Origin of the sequence: Cesiribacter sp. SM1 (assembly GCF_020178975.1) — a bacterium.
Classification (GTDB): Bacteria; Bacteroidota; Bacteroidia; order Cytophagales; family Cyclobacteriaceae; genus Cesiribacter.
In genome coordinates, this window is record NZ_JAHXBU010000046.1 from 229,493 (window position 1) to 252,433 (window position 22,941).

Here is a 22,941-nt window from a genome sequence, read left to right on the forward strand (position 1 = left end):
AAATGTCTTATTGATAAATAACAACCGGTGCAGCATTCTGGAACTGTATGATTGGCACACACTGGTTATCGCGGTAGGCCTGGTAATTAAAGCCGGTGCAGATAACGCCATTGTACACTTCAGAGCTGCCTTCGTTCTGAAAGAGGTTACCATAGCGGTACATCATACGCCCAAAGTACATCATAAGGTCGTAGCCCAGGTAGGCATAACGGCCAGGCATCGAGTGTACGCGCTCCAGGTATTTATCCCTGAATTCAAAGAAAGTGGGATTATTATAATCTAAATATTCGGGTGCCATCAGGTAAACCCCCAGGCGCTCCAGCTGATCGTTGGAGATCAGGTTTTTCTTCACCCAGGTTTCATGTCCGATTACGGAGAGACGGTCTTTCCTGGATGAGATGGCATTCATGGCATTTGCTACTATGCCTTCATCTTCTGAGGCTATCATCACATGCCCCAGGCGTTCTGCAGAAAGGCGGCCGCCCGGAACCATATCTTCAGGCTGTTCAGATACCAGCAGCGATCTTACCCGGCTTTCGTTGCCCGGCTTGATCTGCTCCATCCTGATATCAATAAAGCCCCTTTTCGCCAGCTCCTGCCTGTAGGCATTGGCCATAATGGTATCCCTGTCTTTGGTACCATAAATTACCAGTGCACGTGGTGGCTGAAATGTTCTCGCTGCAAAGTCGGCTGCCTTACGGCCCTGTGTTTGCAGAGATGGTTTGAAAAGAAAAGCATAAGGATTATTCTGAATGATCTCGGGATTGGTGGAGATTGGGTTTACCAGGTTTACCCCCCTGGTGTATGCAAAGTTTAGCGCAGCTTTGGTAGGTCCGGGATAAAGCGGGCCTACAATCAGGTCCATGCTTTGCATTTCGGGTGCGCGTAAGTAGCGCAGGGTGGTAAGGCTGTCTCTGCGGGTGTCATAAGCATACAGATTAGTCCTGATGCCTTCTGCCTCCAGGTCCTCCTGGGCCATTTTCATCCCTTCGTAAATATCGAGGGTAAAATAAATATCGCGCATGTTTTTTTCCGGCTGCAGGTTCTCCAGCAGGAAAGGCATCATTACGGCAACATTATAAGATTCTTTACGCTCGCTTGTTCCGGTGGCGGATGAGCCGAGCAGGTCCGCATCCAGCTTATAACGTTCTATCAGCTGTGAGAGAAACTGCTGGTCCTGCGCCACTACAGGCTGGCTGCTGATTTTTCTGGCAAGTACCTGGGCAATATAGCGGGCATCCTGGTGCTGGTTCAGGATACGCTTAAGCTGATCTACAGAGGCCCCACGCTGCAGGTGAAAAGCCGCCATTTCTTCGGCATCGCCTTTAACACTGCGGCTGCGGATCTTTTCAATGGTAGCGATGGCCTGCTCAAAGTTGTTTTCTTCCAGCAACACACGCGCCTGCCAGTAGCTTACCTCCTCCTGCTTGTCCCAGTTAGGGTACTTTTGCTGAATCTGGCGCAGCATGGCCTTTGCCTCATCTGTACGCCCGGCCCTGATTGCCGATACTGAATAAAAGAACGAAGCATAGGGCGCAAAGCCGCTGGCTGTGGGATCGGCAGCAACCTTACGGAAAGTTTCCATAGCCTGTAACCACTGCTCCTGCTGAAACTGTGATTTTGCCTGCAGGTACTGCTGTTGGGCATCGTTCTTTCGCTGTGCCAGTAGAGGAGTACCCAGGAGGCACAGAACCAGAATCAAAAGTGTATATCGCATAATTATCTTATTCCCATTCAATAGTTGCCGGTGGTTTGGAGCTGATGTCGTAAACCACGCGGTTAACGCCTTTAACGCGGTTGATGATCTGGTTAGAGATTTCGCGCATGAACTCATACGGAAGCGGATACCAGTCGGCCGTCATCCCATCCACACTTGTTACTGCCCTTAAAGCCACCACTGACTCATAGGTACGCTCATCGCCCATTACACCTACCGATTGTACCGGCAGTAAAATGGCTCCTGCCTGCCAGATCTCATCGTAAAGGCCAAATTCTTTCAGTCCCTTAACATAGAGGTCGTCTACCTCCTGCAAAATCCGTACCTTTTCAGGTGTTATATCGCCAAGTATCCTGATGCCAAGACCCGGCCCCGGGAACGGATGGCGTCTCAGAATATTCTGATCCAGCCCCATGGTTTTACCCACCAGCCTTACCTCGTCTTTAAACAGCGAACGCAGTGGCTCCACTACCTTCAGCTTCATAAAATCTGGCAGGCCGCCCACGTTGTGGTGCGACTTTATGGTAACAGAAGGGCCTTTTACCGAAACAGATTCTATCACATCAGGATAAATGGTACCCTGGCCCAGCCAGCTTACCTCTTCAATGCGGTGCGCTTCGGCATCAAACACTTCTATAAACGTTCGGCCTATGGCTTTCCGTTTATCTTCAGGATCTTTTAAACCGGTAAGTGCTTTATAAAACTGCTCACTGGCATCCACACCTTTCACATTCAGGCCCATGTGCTGATACTGGTCCAGCACTTCCTGAAATTCATTTTTGCGCAACAGGCCATTGTTTACAAAAATGCAATAGAGGTTTTTGCCAATGGCTTTATGAATAAGCATGGCCGCCACCGAAGAGTCTACCCCGCCGCTTAAGCCAAGTACCACCTTATCGTTGCCCAGCTGCTGCCGAAGACTTTCTACGGTTTCTTCTATAAAAGTGTTGGGGGTCCAGTCCTGGTTGCAGTCGCAGATATGCACTACAAAATTCCGCAGCACTGTTTTGCCCTCCAGCGAATGGGTTACTTCCGGGTGAAACTGGATGCCATAAGTAGGCTCTCCTTTTACCTTAAAGGCAGCTACCTGTACAGATGGCGTACTGGCAATGAGCTCAAACTCTTCGGGCAGGCGCTGAATGGTATCTCCGTGCGACATCCAGACCTGTGAGTTTACTGTAATTTCCTTGAGCAGATCAATCTTATCATTCACCATACTTAAATGGGCACGGCCGTATTCGCGCACGTTGGAGGGCTCTACATAACCTCCGTTTTTGTGTACCATCAGCTGTGCACCATAGCATACGCCAAGAACAGGCACCTGGCCACGGTAAGGGCTTAGGTCAAGATCCGGGGCATTGCCCTGTATAACAGAACTGGGGCTGCCGCTTAGTATAATGCCTTTTATATCTGGCGTTAGTTCCGGAGGATCGGTGAATGGATGGATTTCACAGTAGACGTTTAGTTCGCGTACCCGGCGGGCTATCAGCTGGGTGTATTGCGAGCCGAAATCGAGAATGAGGATTTGCTCTTGCATGATTACAAAAATAGGGTTTCGGTTGGTTTATTGCCAATCCTGCCGCCGCTTAAGTTTGAGCAATTGTAAATAGTATTGGTTTACTCCTGCTGTTTTGGCACGGAGTTTGGTTTAGTTCTTCTGAAACATACTCTTCTCAACATGAAAAAATTTTTAAAAATTGGTGTAGCCTCCCTGTTTGTGATGGCAGCACTTAGCTTTTCTGAAACCAGCCACGCCCAGGCACAGCGGGGCGGCCATGGGTACCACCAAAACGACTACAGCCATAAAAAAGGGGGACCTCCTGCCTGGGCACCGGCACATGGTTACCGGCAGAAGCAAGATAAGCATCACCATAAGCACAACGACAAGAAGCACAAACATGCGCACGATTGTTGCCATGACAGCCATCATGAAAGAGACCGGCATCATCATGAGGTAGTGAGGGCCAGAAAACGCACCGAAGTTCCGCTACCAAAACGCACTGTTGTGATTGTGCACACGCATTAGTAGCAGATGGGAAACAGCGGGAACAGCCCGTTAAGATATACCCCGGCAAGCCTGGAGTGAAGGCAAGACAGAAGAAAGCGCTTGCCGGGAAAAATTGATTAAGTGTAGGTTAAAAGTGGAAATGGAAAGGCCCCAGGCAGTTGCCAGGGGCCTTTTTTAATGCATTTTGTTTTATGTAGCTTATGGCTCCAGGGTCCAGATCACCAGAATCTGGTCTGTCATTTCTATGGTCTGAATTTCTGTTTGCGGAAAATCAGCAGCCTGTTTTCTCATTTCTGCAACACCACTATATCCTACTGTGGCTTCATAAGGCCTGATTCCCTGCTGTCCATAATCGATCTTGCGGATAGAACCCAGCCTGATGTTGGCAGAGCGGGCAATCACAGAGGCTTTTTCTCTTGCATCCTGTATGGCTTTTCTGATCAGCTCGTCTTTAACCTGCTGCTGCAGTTTATCTGAAAGTCCAAAGGAAAATTGAAAAGTTACGCCCTCCTGGGTATTGGCAAAAACATTGGTGAGCTTGGTCATGCGCTGCTGATCTAAGGGAAAGCGCACTTCCATGGTCTGGCTGGCAGTATAGCCGTTGCGGAACATGCGGCCATCGCGCCATTCGTTGTTCTCGTTCAGAAAGAACTGGCTTGTTTTGATCTCATCCTTCCTGAAACCGGCTTCCTGTAGCTTCTTGAGGAGTTGCTCTACCTGCTCAGTTACAATCTGTACCGAACGGCCTGCTTCTGTATTTGTATTTTGCACCTGAATCATAACGATTGTCTGGTCGGGCTGCACCCGCATACGGCCCTGTCCCTGCACTTCGATTATACCGGAGGTTGTATTAATCGGCTGTGGCGACTGAGAGGTTGTTTGTGCGCTGGCAAAGAAGCTTATGCCTGCAATAGTCAGGAGAGAAAGCAGTGATCGGATTTTTAATGTTTTGGTGCTCATATTAAACTTTTATAGAAGAACGCAGAATCCAGAAATAGCTGTTATTACCTCACAAAAAATTTAACAGCAGTCTTTTATTATAACATCCCCTTAGTGCTGGGTAAATGCTGCAGGCTGTTCACATCGCGCTTTACGGCCATACGAATGGAGCGGGCAAGCCCCTTAAAGATTGCTTCTATTTTATGATGTTCGTTCTGGCCTTCGCACTTTATGTTAAGGTTGCAGCGGGCGCCATCGGTAAATGACTTAAAGAAGTGGTAGAACATTTCTGTTGGCATATCACCAACCCTCTCCCGCCTGAAATCTGCCTCCCAGACCAGCCAGGGGCGTCCGCCAAAATCAAGGGCTACCTGAGCCAGGGCATCGTCCATTACCAGCGAAAATCCATAGCGCTCCATGCCCCGCTTATCAAACAGGGCTTTGGCAAAGGCCTCGCCTAAAGCTATGGCTGTATCTTCAATGGTGTGGTGTTCATCAACTTCAAGATCTCCATTTACACGCAGGTAAATGCTGATGCCGCTGTGCCTGGCCAGCTGATCAAGCATGTGATCGAAGAAATGCAGACCGGTTTTAATATCGCTCCTGCCTTGCTCATCCAGGCTAATCTCAAGCTCAATTTTTGTTTCGCGGGTGTTGCGCACTACGCTTGCCTTGCGCAGCGGAAGCAGAAGATGATCTGTGATTTCTTTCCAGCTGGTGCTGGTAAGTTCAGCGCCTTCCACTGGTGCTGTACCTATAAATATAGCTTTAGCACCCAGGTTCTTTGCCAGCTGCACATCGGTACGACGGTCTCCTATCACATAGGAGTTCGCCAGGTCGTACTCTCCTGCAAGGTAACGCTTCATCATGCCAACGCCTGGCTTACGGCTCTCCAGCCCCTCATGCTCAAAGCTGCGGTCTATCAGCACTTCATCAAATACCACACCTTCGCCTTCCAGTGTTCTAAGCATTTTGTTGTGGGCAGGCCAGAAGGTTTCTTCAGGAAAGCTATCGGTACCCAGTCCATCCTGGTTGGTGACCATCACAAACTCATAGTCTGTTAATTCCCGAAGCTGGCGCAGGGCACCAATGGCACCGGGCAGAAATTCAAGCTTTTCAAGTGAATCTACCTGGAAATCCTGCGGCGGCTCCACAATGATGGTGCCGTCCCTATCTATGAACAAGGCTCTTTTTTTCATGGGTGTGGTGTGGGTATGGGGTATGAGGCCTCAGGTACTAGCGCCAGGACAGGCATACGCTTAGCCTTACACTTTTTTAGGCTTAGGATATAAAAGATTGAGACTATGCTTCCTGCTTTAGTTTTTCAGGAAAGGCTGCCATTGCTTCCAGAAGTTGTTCGTTTTCGTCAGGAGTACCAATGGTGATGCGCAGGCATTCCTCACAAAGCTTTACCCGGGAGCGATCGCGAACTACAATTCCCTTTTCTAACAGAAAATTATACATGGCACGCGCCTCCTGCACCTTTACCAGAATAAAATTGGCATCAGTAGGATACACCTTTTCCACCAGGGGAAGTTCGGTGAGCTTTTTTGCCAGCTGCTCGCGCTCATACAGCGTGAGCGATACCTGCCGCTTCATTTTATCGCGGTTGGTGATGGCACGCAAAGCATATTCCTGGGTTAGCTGATTGATATTGTAGGGCGGCTTGATCTTGTCCAGTAGGTCTACCAGCTCTTTTGAGCCGAAGGCCATGCCCAGGCGAAGTGCTGCCAGACCCCAGGCTTTGCTGAAAGTTTGCAGTACCACCAGGTTAGGGTACTCATCCAGCTTACAGGTCCAGGATTCCTCTTTGCAGAAATCTATATAAGCCTCATCGACAACAACAAGGCCCGGAAAACCTTTCAGGATCTGCTCTACAGCACCTTTTTCCATTAGGTTAGCCGTGGGGTTGTTGGGCGAGCAGATGAATAATATTTTACTATTGGCATTGGCCTGCTGCAGCACCGCTTCGGCATCAAGGCTGAAATCCGAACGAAGAAGCACTTCTTTAACCTCTACGGCATTGATGTTGGCGCTAACGCTGTACATGCCATAGGTTGGAGGCAGTATGATGATGTGGTCTTCTCCGGGCCTGCAGAAAGCACGGATCAGCAGGTCAATAGGCTCATCGGAACCGTTGCCCAGGAAAATCTGATCGGCTGGTACTTCTTTCAGGCGTGCCAGCATCCGCTTAACCCTGCGCTGGTGCGGGTCGGGATAGCGGTTAAAGTCTTCGGCAGTGGCAGAGCCAAAACTGTTTTCGTTGGCATCCAGAAATACACTGGCTGTGCCGGAAAACTCGTCGCGCGCAGATGAATAAGGCGAAAGCCCCAGCAGGTGAGGGCGCAAAAGTTTCTGTAGACTAAACATCTCCCTTGAGTGTATTTAAACGTACGGTAACTGCATTTGCATGAGCGTGCAGGTGTTCGGCTTCGGCCATTACCTGAACAATCGGACCAAGTCGCTTCAGTCCCTCCTCACTTATCTCCTGGAAGGTAATCTTCTTCACAAAGCTATCGAGCGAAACGCCGCTGTAAGCCCTTGCAAAACCACTGGTTGGCAGGGTATGGTTGGTGCCGGAGGCATAGTCGCCTGCAGATTCGGGCGTGAGGTGCCCCAGGAACACAGAACCGGCATTCACCACCTTTTCGGCTACTTCTGTAGCATTATCCACTGCCAGTATTAGGTGTTCGGCTGCATACTCATTCAGGAAATCCATAGCATCATCCAGATCCTTCAATACAATAAGCCTGCTGTTTGCGAGTGCTGCTGCGGCCATTTCTTTGCGGGGAAGCTCTTTCAGCTGCTTTCCAATTTCTACATTAACTGCCTCTGCAAAATTTGACTCAGAGGTTACCAGCATCGCCTGGCTATCGGCACCATGCTCGGCCTGCGACAGCAGATCGGCAGCAATAAAAGCCGGATTGGCAGATGAATCGGCAAGTATAGCCACTTCCGATGGGCCCGCAGGCATATCAATGGCTACACCTTTCTGTGCCGCCACCAGCTTGGCAGCTGTAACATACTGGTTACCCGGGCCAAAGATTTTATCAACCTTGGGAATACTCTCTGTGCCATACATCATGGCAGCAATGGCCTGTGCACCACCTGTTTTAAAAATTTTGGTAATTCCCAGCAGGTTTGCCGTATACAGAATGGCCGGATGCACCTGTCCGTTGCGGTTAGGAGGCGTACAGAGCACAAGTTCTTTACAGCCGGCAATGCGGGCAGGCACACCCAGCATCAGCACGGTAGAGAAGAGTGGCGCAGTACCACCCGGCACATAGAGCCCTACCCTTTCTATGGGCACACTTTTTCGCATGCAGCGAACACCTGGCTGGGTCTCCACTACAAGCGGTGGCTGCTGCTGCGCCCTGTGAAATTTATCAATGTTAATGATGGCCTGCTCAATGGCACTCTTCAGGTCCTCATCAACATCGGCTGCTGCTGCTTTTAACTCTTCGGGAGTTACCGCCAGGCTATCCAGGTGCACCAGGTCAAATTCAAGCGCGAATTTAACCAGGGCATTGTCGCCATTGCGTTTTACCTTTTCCATGATTGGCTTTACAATCCTGCGCACTTTTTTGAGTTTTACACTCGGGCGCTGCAGGTATTTGGCCCAATCTTCTCTTGGCGGATTTTTTACAATTTCCATAAGACCTTAGCGGTAATGGCTTTAGCTTGAAGATGAGATTATAATATCATTTTTTCAATTGGAACCACCAGAATTCCTTCGGCACCAGCTTCTTTCAGCTGGTCTATTACTTCCCAGAATTCATCTTCCTGTATTACTGAATGAACAGAGTTCCATCCTTTTTCTGCCAGCGGCAGCACCGTGGGACTACGCATGCCCGGCAAAATGTTGATGATGGTTTGCAGCGATGCCTCCGGCGCATTGAGCAGAATATACTTATTTTTCTGACCTTTTTGTACAGAATTTATCCTGAACAGCAGTTTATCCAGCAGTTGCTGTTTTTCCTGCGACAGCTCCTTGTTCCTGATGAGCACCGCTTCCGATTTATAAATGGTTTCCACTTCTTTCAGGCCATTCATAAAAAGGGTACTGCCGGAGCTTACAATATCACAAATGGCATCTGCCAGGCCAATGCTGGGTGCAATTTCTACAGATCCGCTAATTACGTGGATATTGGCTGTTACACCATGTTCCTGCAGGTAATCTTCAAGAATCCTGGGGTAAGAGGTAGCAATGTTACCACCCTGTAAATCCTGTACACTGCTGTAATCTATATGCTTTGGCACAGCCAGCGATAACCGGCATTTGGAGAAGCCAAGCTTTTTTGCCACCTCAACCTGCCGGCCGGTTTCGTACCATACGTTTTCTCCTACAATCCCCAGATCGGCCACACCGTCTTCTACATAGCCGGGAATATCATCATCGCGCAAAAAGAGAAACTCAATGGGAAAATTGGCAGCTTCGCTTTTAAGGGTGCGCATGCCATTGTTCACTTTTATGCCACACTCTTTGATGAGGTTGAGTGAGTCTTCACTTAACCTGCCACTTTTCTGAATGGCTATACGTAGTTTTTCCATAAGTGCCGGAAGGCCTAAGGGCCTGCTTGGGGAAGATTGCTAAAAAGAAAGAAGAAAGAGAGAAAAGGCTTTGCCTGGGCGCCTGGTTTAGGCATGATGGTGGTGTACTGCCTGCCAATGATGTGGCGCAGTAAAAAAAAGACAATGGTGATGATGTAGCAAAGCGATCATGTCCGGCAAAAATAACTAAGTTTTTGGAATGTGCAAGAAAAAAAGCATCCGCCCTAAGGCGGATGCACGATCATCTAAATTTTTGCCTTTGATTTGGCCGAAGCTTCTTTTTCTGCACCTGCAGCAGCACGGTCGCCAGCCCCATCTGAGCTTATTTTCTTTGGCTTGTTCTTTTCCAGGTAGGAAGAGAGCATCCAGCAGTTTTTCTCCAGGTCGCCAATGTAGCTGCCCAGTAAATCAACGGTACCTTCGTCTTCGGCTTCGGAAGCTGCCTTGGTAACGTTGCGGCCCAGCTTAATAAGGGTAGAGAAATCGTTCAGGATCTCCTGCACCATTTCGTGTTCATCCAGGTTGCCTGATACTTCTTTGATCTGTGAGATCTTCAGGTAATCTGAAAGTTGGCTGATGGGCTGTACACGCAGGGTTAGGATACGCTCCGCGATATCGTCGATTTTGGTGTTTGCATCAGTATAAAACTGCTCAAACTTTTCGTGTAGCACAAAAAAGTCCTGGCTTCTTAGGTTCCAGTGGAAGTTGCGCAGTTTCTGGTAGTGCAACTGGTAGGAAGCCAGCAGGTCATTCAGGTTTTTGGCTACTATGTCTACTTTCTTTCTGTCGAGGTGTAAATAATCCATTTTATCTTTAAGGTTTGTACCATATAAACCCTAAAAGAGGCACAAGGTTTTGTGAATTAACCCCTGGCAGAAGGTGTAAAGCAGGGGAAGAAAACCAGGCAGCCTGCTGTGCTGCTCCGCTCCAAACCCTTGCATATAGGAGAGCCTGCTGATTATCAGCCTCCTGCTTTTTTGGCCTTATAGTTCATTTGCTGAAGCAGGCCCAATACCTTATCTCGATTATCGCCCTGGATAATAATTTCGCCTTCCTTGGCAGATCCGCCCACACCACATTTGTTCTTCAGGGTTTTGGCAAGGTCCTGCAGGTCTTCGTCTTTGCCAACAAAGCCAGTGATTATGGTTGCCTGCTTGCCGCCTTTGAACCTGTCGAGCAGTACCTTTAAGTTTTGCTGCTGTGGGGGCAGGGTTTCCTGCTGGCCCTCTCCCTCCTGCTGGTATTCAAAATCCGGATTTGTGGAGTATACGATCCCTGTACGGTTTTTATTTTTTGCCATCTGAATCTGGGTTTAATAACGCATCAATTAATATACTCACAGCACGGCAGGGTGTTCGGACCAGCCAAGCAACATATGCAGAAGGCGCTAAACATCCGCAACCCCACAGGACTGCACCAGCACCTAATAACTGGCTAAAAGATGGCCTATGCCAAACAGGAGCACGAACAAAAGCGTGCTAAGCGCCAGCTGCTTAAGATAAGGATCAAGTGCCTTTGCATCAGTATACTGTCTAACGGCCTTCAGGTTCCTGAAAAACAGAGGAACACTTAGCATGAATAGAAACTGCCAGGGCGACTGGTACTCCAGCAGCACATATGCCAGGGCTACTATGATGCCTCCCACCAGCAAAAAGGTGTGATAGTACACTGCTTTTTGCCTGCCTATTCTTACCGGAACAGAGCGCTTGCCTGCAAGCCTGTCGGATTCTATATCCCTGATGTTGTTTACATTGAGTACGCCAGCAGAATATAGGCCGCTGCTGGTGGCAGGCAGGAGCAGCTCCCAACCAAGCCAGCCCGCATGCAGGTAAAAGGTACCCAGCACCCCTACCAGCCCAAAGAAGATAAACACGCTGATATCGCCCAGGCCGGCATAGCCGTAGGGTCTGCTGCCGGAGGTGTAGGTTATGGCTGCAGCAATGGCCAGCAAACCAAGGCCCAAAAAGAAAAAGAATACCTCTTTTACAAAACCAACAGAAACATAGAGCAGGTACAGGCCGCTGCACAGGGAGAGTATTCCGGCAACAATCATGGCCGAACGCATGGCTTTTGGCGTGATGAGGCCCGCCTGTACCGCCCGCTGCGGCCCCTGGCGGTGGGCGCTGTCGGCCCCATGAATACTATCGCCATAGTCGTTGGCCAGGTTTGAGAGCACCTGCAGGAAAACAGTGGTAACGGATGCCCATACCACCACCTCCCAGTTAAAGGTACCATAAAAGGCTGCCAGAAAACTACCTAACCAGATACTGGACAGTGCCAGCGGCAGGGTTCTTGGACGGGCCGCCGAAACCCAGGCAGATGCAGAGCTACTCATTTACTCCTTAGAAAAAAGCCCAATGCTCAGCCTGTTCGGCGCGCTGGCCTCCAAAACTGATCATAGGGCTAATCATTAGACTTTAATTATAATTGAGAGATGATAGGATCATCCATAGGATTTACCCCGCTTGGATAGAAACCGATCACTTTTCCGTTTTCATCGAGCAGGTATTTAGAGAAGTTCCATTTTGGTTCCTCTCCCGACTGCTCCGCTAACCACTGGTAAAGCGGATGCTGATCTGCTCCCACTACAGAGATTTTCTCAAACATAGGAAAGCTCACGCCATAGTTCTTCTGGCAGAAAGTGGCAATCTGCTCGTTTGAACCAGGCTCCTGCCCGCCAAAGTTATTGGCCGGAAAGCCCAGCACCACTACCTTATTACCATGCTGCTCGTGCAGCGTTTGCAGGTCTTTGTACTGTGGGGTGTGACCACATTCCGTGGCGGTGTTTACCACCAGCACTTTTTTTCCCCTGAAGCGTGAAAAATCTATTTCTTCACCGCTTAGGGAGTTCATTTTAAAGCTGTAAAAATCTTTGGCCATAACATTATTAGTTTGTTCCTGCTGGCTAGCGGCAGTCTGGCTTGAGCTTGCCTGGTTGCCACTCTGCGAACATGCAGCACCAGCAAAGAGCAACATGAGCAGATATAAAGTGTTCACTTTCATGGTATTTCTTCACAAAATTTCCTGCCACCCTGTTACATACGCTCCGGCACTTCTATACCCAGCAGGCTTGTGCTGTGCCTGATTGTACGGGCAACAGCCGCCGACAGGGCTATGCGAAAATCTCGCAGCTGTTCGTCATCGGCATTAAATACCGAGACTTCAGTATAAAAGCGGTTAAACTCTTTAGCCAGGTCATAGGCATATTGAGCAATAATGGAAGGAGCATACTCCTCTCCTGCCAGGCGCACTTTATCGGTATACTGGCTAAGCTGGAAGATAACCTCCCGCTCAGTTGGGTGCACTGATTTTTGCTTGCTTATTTCAACAGCTTTGTAATTTATACCCATTTCCTCTGCCCTGCGCAGCAGCGAAGAGATACGTGCATGAGTATACTGAATAAACGGACCAGTATTACCCTGAAAATCGATAGACTCCTGGGGATCGAACATCATGCGTTTTTTAGGATCTACCCGCAGCAGGTAGTATTTAAGGGCCCCCAGGGCCAGCATGGTAAAGAGCCTTTTTGCTTCATCAGGGTCCATACCCTCTACCTTACCCAGTTCACGGGTGTAGTTTTCGGCGGTTTCTTCCATTTCCTGCACCAGGTCGTCGGCATCTACAACGGTGCCTTCGCGGCTTTTCATTTTACCGCTGGGCAGGTCTACCATGCCATAGCTTAGGTGGTAATTGCCGGGCGCATAGGGCCTGCCCAGCTTCTCCAGGATCAGAAAAAGCACCTTGAAGTGATAGTCCTGCTCATTACCCACCACTACAATAGACTTATCCATGCCAAAGTCTTTGTACTTCAGATCGGCCGTACCCATATCCTGGGTAATATAGACAGAGGTGCCATCGGAACGCAGCACCAGCTTTTCATCGAGGCCATCGCTGCTTAGGTCTATCCATACAGATCCGTTATCTTTTTTAAAGAAGATGCCCTTTTCCAGGCCCTCCTCTACAATGTCTTTGCCCAACAGATATGTATCAGACTCGTGGTAGAACTTATCAAATGCAACGCCTATTTTCTGATAGGTTTGCTCAAAGCCACTGTATACCCAGCTGTTCATGGTTTTCCAGAGGCTTACCACCTGCGGATCGCCGGCCTCCCACTGACGCAGCATTTCCTGAGCTTCCTGCAGCAGCGGTGCTTTGATTTTGGCTTCTTCTTTCTCTACTCCCTGTGCTACCAGCTCCTCAATTTGCCTGCGGTAATGTTTATCGAACTCCACATAGTATTTACCCACCAGATGATCGCCCTTAATGCCGCTGCTTTCCGGTGTTTCGCCCCCGCCCCACTTTTGGTAGGCGAGCATTGATTTACAGATGTGAATGCCCCTGTCGTTTACCAGGTTTACCATTGAAACCTCGTAACCGGCTGCTTTCAGGATCTGCGAAACCGAATAACCCAGGAAGTTATTACGCAGGTGTCCCAGGTGCAGGGGTTTGTTGGTATTGGGCGAGCTGTACTCTACCACCACCTTTTTGCCGTTTGCTGCCAGTTGTCCCCAGCTATCCTCCCCGGCAATGGCAGCAAACAGCTGAAGCCAGGCGGCATCGGCAATCTCAAGGTTCAGGAAACCTTTCACCACATTAAAGCCGCTCACCAGCGCACTGTTCTGCTGCAGGTAAGCCCCCAGCTCCTGCCCGGTTTGTTCAGGTCCTTTTTTGCTGATGCGTGCATAAGGAAAAGTCACAAAGGTATAGGTACCTTCAAACTCTTTGCGGGTAGGCTGCAGTTTAAGCTCCTGAAGGTCTGCCGTATGCTGGTAAAGGTCTGTAAAAGCCTTATGAATGCTGCTGATTAGTTCCTGTTCAATATTCATTGGTGAAAGCTAAGCTGTTCGGGTTTCGGACAAAAATAATGAAAAAGGGCGGAACCTTGCCCCACCCTTTTTCTGTAATTTAACTGCTTTTGTAACTATGCGTCTATCAGTTTACCATTGGAGGAACGCGCAGTTACTGCTATTTCGAGTATTTCGAAGGCTGTTTTTGCCATTTTATTGAGCACATCGAGCGTAGGGTTTATCTCTACCATTTCCCAGCAAACCACCTTCTCCTGGCTGATGAGCGAATGGTTAAGCTCTCTTGCCTCTTCTACGGTAAGTCCCTGCGGTACCGGTGTTCCTGTACCAGCGCTAATTTCCGGGTCAAGGCTGTCTACATCAAAAGAGATATAAACTGCACTACAATCGGCCAGCAGATTCATGGTTTCGTGTACCACGGATGCCACACCCTTCGATCGCAATTCTTCTACAGAGAAGTTACGGATACCATGGCGGCTGATAATTGCTTTTTCGGGCTCTTCGCGCGAGCGCATACCGATGAACACGATATCCGAAGGATCTATTTTAGCACCCGCAATGCCTATATTCTTAATCCTGCTCCACTCCTCTACCGTTTCGGCCTGTGGCTCATTTACCTGGCACTCCTTGTTATCGATACCGGCAACCATAGAAAGCGGCATGCCGTGCATGTTACCCGAAGGGGTGGTAAATGGTGTGTGCAGGTCGGCATGTGCATCTATCCAGATAACACCCAGGCGTTTTTGCGGCATAGCAGCTTTTATGCCTGCGATGGTACCGGCTGCCGTGGAATGGTCGCCTGCCAGCACCACCGGGAAGCAACCCTCCTGCAATGTGTTTTTTACCGCATCGTAGGTGTACTCCAGTATTTGCCTAACCTGCGGGATGCGTTTTGCGTAAGGGTGTAATATATCTTCGAATAACTGTTCATTGAGTGTGGGAACGGCCATGCAGGGGTATCTCTTGAAGAAATCAGACCCTTTGGCAAGGGAGGCAGCTTTTAACGCTCCTATACCAAGGCTGGCACCTCTGGTACCAGCCCCTAACTCAGAAGCTACCTCTATGAATTTTATCCTTTCCATATTGTATTAGCCAGTTATTTATTCAAATTTTAGGACGTAAACTTAATTACCGCACGAATCCAGGAGAATGAGAAGCTACGCTGACCTAATTCATCAGACATTTTACTTTCCAACAGAAGAATTTCGCGTTGAAAATGGAGAGTTAATTTTCAACGATGTGCCACTGATGCCCATCATACAGCAATATGGCACACCCATGAAGATAACCTACCTACCCAAAATCGGGAGGAATATTCAGCAGGCCAAGCGATTGTTTGCCAAAGCGATAGAGAAGCATAATTATAAAGGGCAATATACTTACTGCTATTGTACTAAATCTTCCCATTTCAGTTTTGTGGTAGAAGAAGCGTTAAAGAACGACATCCACCTGGAGACTTCTTCGGCCTTTGATATGCCCATTATTAAAAGGCTCTACGAAAGAGGGAAGATTAACAAAGATACATTAATTGTCTGTAATGGTTACAAAAGAGACCGCTACAGTAAGCATATTTCTGACTTTCTGAACGCAGGTTTCCATAATTGCATCCCGGTGCTGGACAACCTGATGGAGATTCAGTACCTGGAAAAATGGGTGAATGTTCCTTATAAAGTAGGGATTCGTGTGGCTGCAGACGAAGAACCAAATTTTGATTTTTACACCTCCCGCCTGGGCATCCGCTACAACGATGTGATTCCTTTCTACAAAGAAGTGATCAGCAACAGCCCTAAGGCAAAACTTAAAATGCTTCACTACTTTATTAATACCGGCATCAAGGATACGGTATACTACTGGAGTGAGCTCAGCAAGTTTGTGCAGATGTACTGCGAGCTGAAAAAGATATGCCCCGAGCTGGACACCATTGACATTGGTGGTGGCTTCCCGATCAAAACCTCGCTGCACTTCGATTACAATTATGAATACATGATCGATCAGATCGTGATGAACATAAAGGAAATGTGCCGCGAAAACGATGTACCCGAGCCTCACATCTTTACCGAGTTTGGCAGCTATACCGTAGGTGAAAGCGGCGCTACCATTTATTCTGTTTTAGGTCAGAAACTGCAGAACGACAAGGAGCTCTGGTATATGATAGACGGCTCCTTTATTACCCAGCTGCCCGATGTATGGGGCCTGAACCAGAAGTTCCTGATGCTTGCCATCAACCACTGGAACAACCGCTTCCAGAAGGTTAACCTTGGCGGCCTTACCTGCGACAGCCAGGACTTTTATGCATCGGAGGCACATACCTCAGAGGTATACCTGCCTAAAATAGAAGAAGGGCAGACGCTGTACATGGGCATGTTCCATACAGGAGCCTACCAGGAAACGCTTGGTGGCTACGGCGGCGTTCAGCACTGCCTTATTCCTGCACCGCAGCATATCGTTATCGACCAGGATGAGCATGGAAATATTACCCACGAAGTATTTTCTACGGAACAGGATAGTGAAAGCATGATGCAGATACTGGGCTACGGCAAGTAACCAGCGTTAGATGTATTGATGATCAATATTAATACCATAAAAAAGGTTCTGCAGTGCTGCAGAACCTTTTCTTTTTAATGCAGCGCTACCTTTTAGGTAAAGCTGCTACAAACAATAATAGATCTTTATTCCTCTACTCCCGGCCTGTTTTTGAGCTTTAGGAAGTTATTGTAGTTAAAGCTTTTTCGGGGTATGCGGTAAGAAACATTTACCCCTAAAGTAACAAAATTGTCGTTGCTGTTGCTGCTGGCTGTTTCAACCAGCCCTGCATCCAGGTAGTCGCTTCCGGTTAAATAATAGCTAAGCTCCAGCGCCATAGAAAAGAAGCTGCTAAGTCTGTACTCTCCCCCTACGCCAAGCGGCACCACCAGGGCTGTGCTGCTGAAATCAGGATTACCATCAAAATTTTCGCCAGAATCAGGATTTCTCGGATTGATCAGCATTACTCCTGCACCGGCCAAAGCATAAAAGTTATAATCCCTTGTATGCTCATCAAACTCCCTGGCAGGAAACAAGGAATGTTTTACTGCCAGTATACCGCTGAAATTGTTACCCACCATGCCTTCTCCCCCCAGGTCTGTTGGAGAATCGCAGCTCATTCTGTAGTAGCTTGCCCTGGTTAAAACACTGATATAATGAGTAAGCTGATAGCCAAGCCCGAGTGAAAAGTGCGGGTTCAGAAAATAATTCTGATCTTCAAACTCGCCAAGGGTACAACTATTCCCATCAAGCCCCGTAAATCCCACATTTATCTGGGCACTAAAATTGCTCTTGTGGGGGTGTGCGTATTCATCTAAGTAATGATATTCAGGAGTTGGCTGGCCCAGAGCATAAAAATTAATCAGCAAGGCTAAAAACAATATTGTATACCGCATAGCTATAGTATCTACAGAAGATAAAAAAGTAAAAATAATAATTCAGTATACGGGTGCATAGTACTTTGGATACGGCAACAGGCCAGACCGCTGCTTATTCAAGCCTTTTTCTTGTATTTTGCAACTATGCCTCCATTTTTTACAGGAACAAATTAAATAAGAACAATGCGTTTTCAAAGAATGCTTGAACAAGGCTGCCTGCTTGCTGCACTGCTAACTGCAATGGCCAGTTGCACGGCCCCCAGGTCTATCATCAACTCCGGCAAAGTTACTGCCCCCGGCCAGTTTAAGGTAGGCTTTAATTATGGGGGTAACATTGCCACCGAACCTCTTAGTGAACTGGATGACATTGCAAGGACCACTGTTGATGCCGTTACCAACAGGGATTCTGTTTTTTTTGATGAACAGATTGATGTTTTCGCCAGGGCACTTACGGCCTATGCCATAGATCCTGTTGGCCCGGCCTTTGATGTGTATGTTAGGTATGGCATAGCTCCTCGTTTTGATGCCGGCTATAAATATGCCTCCGGTGCTCATGTGATCGATGGTATGTACCAGTTTATGGGCTCTACGGGAACACCCCAGGATCCGGGCCCGCGCGGGCTGTATGGCAGCGTTGGTCTTCAGTACTCCGGCCAGAACCTGAACATTGGCGACCAGTTTTATCTCGACAGGATCAACAACCTGCTTAGATTCAATGCCCGCAGGCGCGACCTGGTGGTGCCACTGATTTTCAGTACCTCTTTCGGGCCTGAGGAAGAGATTGGCAGCATTGCCTTTGGTGTGGTATACAACCACACTTTTATCAATTATGGTTTTGAGCCGGGTGAGGTATTCAGGCGTGTAGGCGGTAACCGGGTGGAAAGAATAGAAAGCCTATCGGAGAGTAACAACTTCTCCTCCTTTGGTGCTTTTATCAACGGCAGGTTTGGGTACAAATTTATTTATGTACTGCCTGCACTAACCCTCTACTACCAGAATTACGGTACCTATAAGCTGCTCGAGGGCAGGGAATACAGCTTTAAGGGCGTAACCATTATTCCTTCCATTGGCCTGCAGGCAAGGTTTGGCGGCCGCAACAGGAGGTAGTGATCAGAAAGCTATTAAGAAAAAGGGAATGGACTTCCGGATCCATTCCCTTTTTTTATTTTCTTTCCCTAATCAATCATAAGCCTACTGGAGCATAATCTCTGGTTATTTTCACCTGTTCAGTCTGCTTCACAAAACCATTCCAGTCGTTCTGGAAGAAGTTATTCACCTCCTGCAGGTAAGCCTTCACTTCTTTGCCCAACTGTGCTACCACCAGTTTCTGGCTTTCGGTGGGTGCACCGCTTACAGGCGTAGGCTTGGCAAATACACCGCTTACAGAACCAAAGGGAGAATTAAAGTGGCTGGAAGCCTCTCCTATCTTTACACTAATAAGGGCGGGATCTTCGAAAATACCCTGTACATCTTCGGCAGGAATAACTTTCTGCAGCAGGGAGTCCAGCTGCTTTTTCAGCGCATCACCCTTTTGCTTCATGGCTGTTTTCTCCTCCCCTTCCAGTTTCTCCACCACTGCATCTACACTTTCTTTGGCCTCCTGCAGGTTAGCCACTGCCTGTGCTACTCCTTTCACATAATCTGTAAATTCATCCAGTAAGGCATAGGTCTGCTGCAGGGCTGCAGGGTCTGCCTTCAGCCGTGGGTCGGCTTTAACCTGCACTTTGCTGCTTGCAACATCGCTGCCATTGATTACCTTAATCGTATACTCGCCGGGACTTACCAGCCTGGCAGCCTCCAGGGGCTTGCCTTCTTTTGGTTTAGGCGCACCCGGCATCCGGATGGCATCATGCTCCAGCGACCAGAAGAACCTGTTCATGCCTGGCTCGGCCTTTACCTGCATATGGCGGATTACCTTACCGGCAACATCTGAAACCTCTACATATACAGTATCTTTTTTATCTGTAGTTTTCACCTCTTTTACAGAGAATGTCACCTGCGCACCAAACGGTTGGTTTTCTCCCTGGTACATGGCATCGCCATGGAAGCGGGTACCCCCGGCTTCGCGGTAGCTTACCAGGTAGGCATCCGGTATTGGGTACAGGTGTACAGCTTTATCCAGCAGCTGGGCACCCTGCTGCGCAATTTCTCTAAGCGGACGTATATCGTCTAAAATCCACATGGAGCGGCCAAAAGTAGCAATGGCCAGGTCGTGCTCTCTTGGGTGAATCACCATATCCATGGTAGATACATTGGGATAACCCGCTGTCCATTTTGTCCAGTTGGCACCGGCATCTACACTTACATATAAACCGCCTTCTGTTCCTAAGAACATCAGTTTTGGTGCAAGGGGGTCCTGGGTAAAGCTTAGGGTATAGCCATCTACTTTAGCCGCGCTCACCAGGTTCTTCCAGGTTTTGCCATAATCGGTGGTGTGGTAGAGGTAAGGCGCCAGGTTATTTCTGCGGTAATCATTTACTACCACAAAGGCCTCTCCTTCCTTATGACTGGAAGCTGTAATTTGCGGTACCCATGCACCTTTGGGATAACTCTTGATAATGTCTGCCACATTTTTCCAGCTTTTGCCGCCATCCTGGGTGAGCTGTATGTTGCCATCGTCGGTACCAACCCAGATCACATCCTGCTTAAGGCTGCTGGGCGCAATGGCCATAATGGTGGTATGGTTTTCCGCACCGGTAATATCGTAGGTTAACCCACCGGTTCTGTTCTGTTTCTGCTTTTCCGGATCGTTGGTGGTAAGATCTGGTGATACAATCTGCCAGCTCTGCCCTTCGTCGGTAGATTTATGCAGGTATTGGCTGCCAAAATAGATGGTTTTAGGGGCGTGCGGATCCCGGGCAATTGCCGCATTCCAGTTAAAGCGCAGAAATTCGCCATTGGGGTGCACCGGCTTTATAAATTTTGAAGCACCGGTTTCATAGTCGAGGCGCATGAGGTTACCACCCTGCCACATGCCATAGCCATAGCGGGTATTATCCAGGTCAGCCACTACATCAAAGCCATCACCGAAGGCAATTTCTTCCCAATAACTATTACGGATACCGCTGGTGCGCCAAACTTTGCTCGGACCGCGGAAAGTGCCATTATCCTGGGTACCGCCCATCACGTTATAGGGCGTATCCATGTCTACTGCAATGTGGTAAAACTGCGTTACAGGCAGGTTCTCTACAAAGCGCCAGCTGCTGCCCCTGTCCCTGGAGATGGCCAAACCACCGTCGTTACCATTCATGATCAGATCAGGGTTCTGCGGATGGATCCACCAGAAATGGTGGTCGCCATGGATGCGGTCCCAGCCCAGCAGCGTTTTAAAAGTTTTGCCGCCATCTTCACTTACCGTCACATTGGAGAATACATTGTAGAGCCTGTTTTCATTGGCAGGATCCACCGCCAGGTCGGCATAGTAGAACGGGCGGTCGCCTATATTTTTATCAGCCACTTTATGCCAGCTAAAGCCGCCATCTTCGGAGCGGTAGAGTGCATTTTTCTTTGATTCAATCAGAGCATATATAATCTTAGGATTGCTCCTGGCAATGGCCAAGCCTATTTTACCCAGCTCTCCCTCCGGCAGCCCGTCTTCCGAAGTTTTCTTTGTCCAGGTGTTGCCGCCATCCAGGGTCATGTACAGTCCAGAACCAGCACCACCAGATTTAAAATACCAGGGCCAGCGGCGGTACTCCCACATGTTCACCAGCATTTTATTTGGGTTGGCAGGGTCTACAACCAGGTCAGATGCCCCGGTTCTTTCATTCACATACAGGATCTTCTCCCAGCTTTTTCCGCCATCGGTGGTACGGTACACGCCCCTGTCTTTGGTATCGCCCCAGGCAGTGCCCAGTGCAGCCACATACACCACCTCGGGATTGTTTTTGTTGATGATGATGCGATGGATGTTGCTGGTGGCCTCCAGCCCCAGGTGCTGCCAGCTACGACCGCCGTCGATGCTCTTATAAACCCCGTTACCATTGCTCTGGCTGTTGCGGGGATTACCCTCGCCGGTGCCCACCCATATTACCTGCGGGTTGGTCTGATCTATGGCAATGGCACCAATGGATGCCGCTTTCTCCTTATCGAAAATTGGTTGCCAGGTTACTCCGCCGCCTTCACTTTTCCAAAGGCCGCCCGAAGCTGTACCTACATAAATGATATTGGGGTTTTCGTGTACCGCATCTATAGCCGTTACACGTCCGCTGGTGGCAGCCGGGCCAATGTTCCTGGGCTTGATATTCTTGAAGCGGGCCATATCCAGCTGCTGGGCTTCAGCAATTGAAACGGACAGCAGCAACAGCACAAAGCAGCCCTTCCAGAAATGTCTGAGCATAAAAGGTTTTATTATGTATTGAAAAATATGCAAAAGATATCCAGGATTGCATGAAAATAGCAACAGTGGCAGTTGATTTAATAACTCAGTTTAAAAAACTGCAATGTTTAACCACTGATAGCCGGTATAAAGGAGCTGAAAAAACAGCTAGTGCCTGGCTTTATCCCAATCAGTATTTGATTGAGTGACCCTTTTAATGCCCTAGCATAGTTTTCCTCTTCAGCTGTACCCTGGCTTTTTAACTTAGTTTAACTTTCCGGAATCGGCTTAAAAGCAGGCAAACTGCTTTCTTTTTACTATTTTTGAGGCTAAGCTATTTCTGTGCCGTGTCGGATAGTCTGGTAATTATACCCACTTATAATGAGATTGAGAATATAGAGGCCATGATCAGGCGGGTGTTTACCCTGCCAAAAACCTTTCATATTCTGATAATAGATGATGGATCGCCCGACGGAACAGCGCAGCGGGTGCTTGATCTTCAGCTGGAGTATGGCGGTGCATTGCACTTATTGCAGCGTCCGGGCAAGCTGGGTTTGGGTACTGCATACATCAAGGGCTTCCAGTGGGCCCTGGAGCGGCACTATGAGTATGTGTTTGAGATGGATGCCGATTTCAGCCATAACCCGATAGACCTGCTGCGGCTCTATGATGCCTGTGCCAGCGAAGGCTATGCCATGGCCATAGGTTCGCGCTATGTGAAAGGTGTGAACGTGGTAAACTGGCCTATGTCGCGCGTGCTGATGTCGTATTTTGCCTCCCTCTATGTGCGCTTCATCACAGGCCTGCCCATACACGACAGCACTGCAGGATTTAAATGTTACACCCGCCGTGTGCTGGAAACCATAGACCTCGACAACATCAAGTTTGTTGGCTATGCCTTCCAGATCGAGATGAAATTCACTACCTGGAAGTGGGGCTTTGACATCAAAGAGGTTCCCATCATCTTTACTGACCGCGACAAAGGGGTAAGCAAAATGTCACGTCACATCTTTAAAGAAGCTATTTTCGGCATCATCTACATGAAGCTCAAGTCCTTCTTCAAAAGCTACCAGCCGAAGGAAAGGGAATTGGTGAATGAGTGAGGAATTGAGGGAACAGTCTGCCGCTGCGGTGATTTGGTGAGGGCGCGAGTTTTGTGTACCCTGATCAAACCACTCTTGTGCTTTACCATCACTGCTATA

20 protein-coding genes are annotated in these 22,941 nt (G+C 48.6%); 5 read left to right on the plus strand and 15 right to left on the minus strand.

Features of this window, described 5'->3' with window-relative positions; translation table 11 throughout:
- Positions 1 to 7: 7 nt before the first annotated feature.
- Positions 8 to 1,717, minus strand: coding sequence for an ABC transporter substrate-binding protein (locus KWJ01_RS11125; protein WP_224996512.1), 1,710 nt, complete (start codon positions 1,715 to 1,717; stop codon positions 8 to 10).
- Positions 1,718 to 1,724: 7 nt separating this feature from the next.
- Positions 1,725 to 3,254: a glutamine-hydrolyzing GMP synthase gene (guaA, locus tag KWJ01_RS11130; protein WP_224996513.1), complete on the minus strand. Its 1,530-nt coding sequence runs from the start codon at positions 3,252 to 3,254 to the stop codon at positions 1,725 to 1,727.
- 141 nt (positions 3,255 to 3,395) lie between these two features.
- On the opposite strand from guaA, the gene KWJ01_RS11135 reads away from it, so the two are divergent.
- Positions 3,396 to 3,743, plus strand: coding sequence for a hypothetical protein (locus KWJ01_RS11135; protein ID WP_224996514.1), 348 nt, complete (start codon positions 3,396 to 3,398; stop codon positions 3,741 to 3,743).
- Positions 3,744 to 3,923: 180 nt separating this feature from the next.
- Here KWJ01_RS11135 and KWJ01_RS11140 read toward each other — a convergent pair whose 3' ends face one another.
- The 11 genes from KWJ01_RS11140 to rocF form a co-directional block, all read right to left on the minus strand.
- Positions 3,924 to 4,685: an SIMPL domain-containing protein gene (locus KWJ01_RS11140; RefSeq protein WP_224996515.1), complete on the minus strand. Its 762-nt coding sequence runs from the start codon at positions 4,683 to 4,685 to the stop codon at positions 3,924 to 3,926.
- A gap of 77 nt (positions 4,686 to 4,762) precedes the next feature.
- On the minus strand, positions 4,763 to 5,863 hold the full coding sequence (gene hisB / locus KWJ01_RS11145) for a bifunctional histidinol-phosphatase/imidazoleglycerol-phosphate dehydratase HisB (RefSeq protein WP_224996516.1): 1,101 nt from the start codon (positions 5,861 to 5,863) through the stop codon (positions 4,763 to 4,765).
- Between the two features lie 103 nt (positions 5,864 to 5,966).
- The gene (gene hisC, locus KWJ01_RS11150) at positions 5,967 to 7,034 is read right to left on the minus strand and encodes a histidinol-phosphate transaminase (protein WP_224996517.1); all 1,068 of its coding nucleotides are present in this window, start codon (positions 7,032 to 7,034) and stop codon (positions 5,967 to 5,969) included.
- Positions 7,027 to 8,319: a histidinol dehydrogenase gene (hisD, locus tag KWJ01_RS11155; RefSeq protein WP_224996518.1), complete on the minus strand. Its 1,293-nt coding sequence runs from the start codon at positions 8,317 to 8,319 to the stop codon at positions 7,027 to 7,029. The genes hisC and hisD overlap by 8 nt, the downstream gene beginning before the upstream one ends.
- Before the next feature lie 38 nt (positions 8,320 to 8,357).
- Positions 8,358 to 9,215 (minus strand): ATP phosphoribosyltransferase, encoded by an 858-nt coding sequence (gene hisG / locus KWJ01_RS11160; RefSeq protein ID WP_224996519.1) that lies wholly within the window; start codon positions 9,213 to 9,215, stop codon positions 8,358 to 8,360.
- 245 nt (positions 9,216 to 9,460) lie between these two features.
- Positions 9,461 to 10,021: a Dps family protein gene (locus KWJ01_RS11165; protein WP_224996520.1), complete on the minus strand. Its 561-nt coding sequence runs from the start codon at positions 10,019 to 10,021 to the stop codon at positions 9,461 to 9,463.
- A gap of 155 nt (positions 10,022 to 10,176) precedes the next feature.
- Positions 10,177 to 10,515, minus strand: a complete 339-nt coding sequence (locus tag KWJ01_RS11170; RefSeq protein WP_224996521.1) for a translation initiation factor — start codon at positions 10,513 to 10,515, stop codon at positions 10,177 to 10,179.
- A 123-nt stretch (positions 10,516 to 10,638) separates the two neighbouring features.
- Positions 10,639 to 11,550 carry a 1,4-dihydroxy-2-naphthoate polyprenyltransferase gene (locus KWJ01_RS11175; protein WP_224996522.1) on the minus strand — a complete coding sequence of 304 codons (912 nt, stop codon included), beginning with the start codon at positions 11,548 to 11,550 and terminating at the stop codon, positions 10,639 to 10,641.
- Positions 11,551 to 11,636: 86 nt separating this feature from the next.
- Positions 11,637 to 12,218: a glutathione peroxidase gene (locus tag KWJ01_RS11180; protein ID WP_370634707.1), complete on the minus strand. Its 582-nt coding sequence runs from the start codon at positions 12,216 to 12,218 to the stop codon at positions 11,637 to 11,639.
- 32 nt (positions 12,219 to 12,250) lie between these two features.
- Positions 12,251 to 14,041, minus strand: a complete 1,791-nt coding sequence (argS, locus tag KWJ01_RS11185; protein WP_224996523.1) for an arginine--tRNA ligase — start codon at positions 14,039 to 14,041, stop codon at positions 12,251 to 12,253.
- Positions 14,042 to 14,136: 95 nt separating this feature from the next.
- A complete protein-coding gene (rocF, locus tag KWJ01_RS11190) occupies positions 14,137 to 15,102 on the minus strand; it encodes an arginase (protein WP_224996524.1) in 966 nt (321 codons plus the stop codon).
- A 67-nt stretch (positions 15,103 to 15,169) separates the two neighbouring features.
- On the opposite strand from rocF, the gene KWJ01_RS11195 reads away from it, so the two are divergent.
- A complete protein-coding gene (locus KWJ01_RS11195) occupies positions 15,170 to 16,564 on the plus strand; it encodes an arginine decarboxylase (RefSeq protein ID WP_224996525.1) in 1,395 nt (464 codons plus the stop codon).
- Between the two features lie 125 nt (positions 16,565 to 16,689).
- Here the strand turns inward: KWJ01_RS11195 and KWJ01_RS11200 are convergent, their stop codons facing one another.
- Positions 16,690 to 17,439 carry an outer membrane beta-barrel protein gene (locus tag KWJ01_RS11200; protein WP_224996526.1) on the minus strand — a complete coding sequence of 250 codons (750 nt, stop codon included), beginning with the start codon at positions 17,437 to 17,439 and terminating at the stop codon, positions 16,690 to 16,692.
- Between the two features lie 165 nt (positions 17,440 to 17,604).
- On the opposite strand from KWJ01_RS11200, the gene KWJ01_RS11205 reads away from it, so the two are divergent.
- Positions 17,605 to 18,528 (plus strand): hypothetical protein, encoded by a 924-nt coding sequence (locus KWJ01_RS11205; RefSeq protein WP_224996527.1) that lies wholly within the window; start codon positions 17,605 to 17,607, stop codon positions 18,526 to 18,528.
- Positions 18,529 to 18,604: 76 nt separating this feature from the next.
- Here the strand turns inward: KWJ01_RS11205 and KWJ01_RS11210 are convergent, their stop codons facing one another.
- Entirely contained in the window at positions 18,605 to 21,760 is a 3,156-nt protein-coding gene (locus KWJ01_RS11210; RefSeq protein WP_224996528.1) for a hypothetical protein, read from the minus strand.
- 50 nt (positions 21,761 to 21,810) lie between these two features.
- Here KWJ01_RS11210 and KWJ01_RS11215 point away from each other — a divergent pair, with 50 nt between their 5' ends.
- On the plus strand, positions 21,811 to 21,948 hold the full coding sequence (locus KWJ01_RS11215) for a hypothetical protein (protein ID WP_224996529.1): 138 nt from the start codon (positions 21,811 to 21,813) through the stop codon (positions 21,946 to 21,948).
- A gap of 138 nt (positions 21,949 to 22,086) precedes the next feature.
- Positions 22,087 to 22,842 carry a polyprenol monophosphomannose synthase gene (locus tag KWJ01_RS11220; protein ID WP_224996530.1) on the plus strand — a complete coding sequence of 252 codons (756 nt, stop codon included), beginning with the start codon at positions 22,087 to 22,089 and terminating at the stop codon, positions 22,840 to 22,842.
- The last annotated feature ends 99 nt before the right edge of the window (positions 22,843 to 22,941 follow it).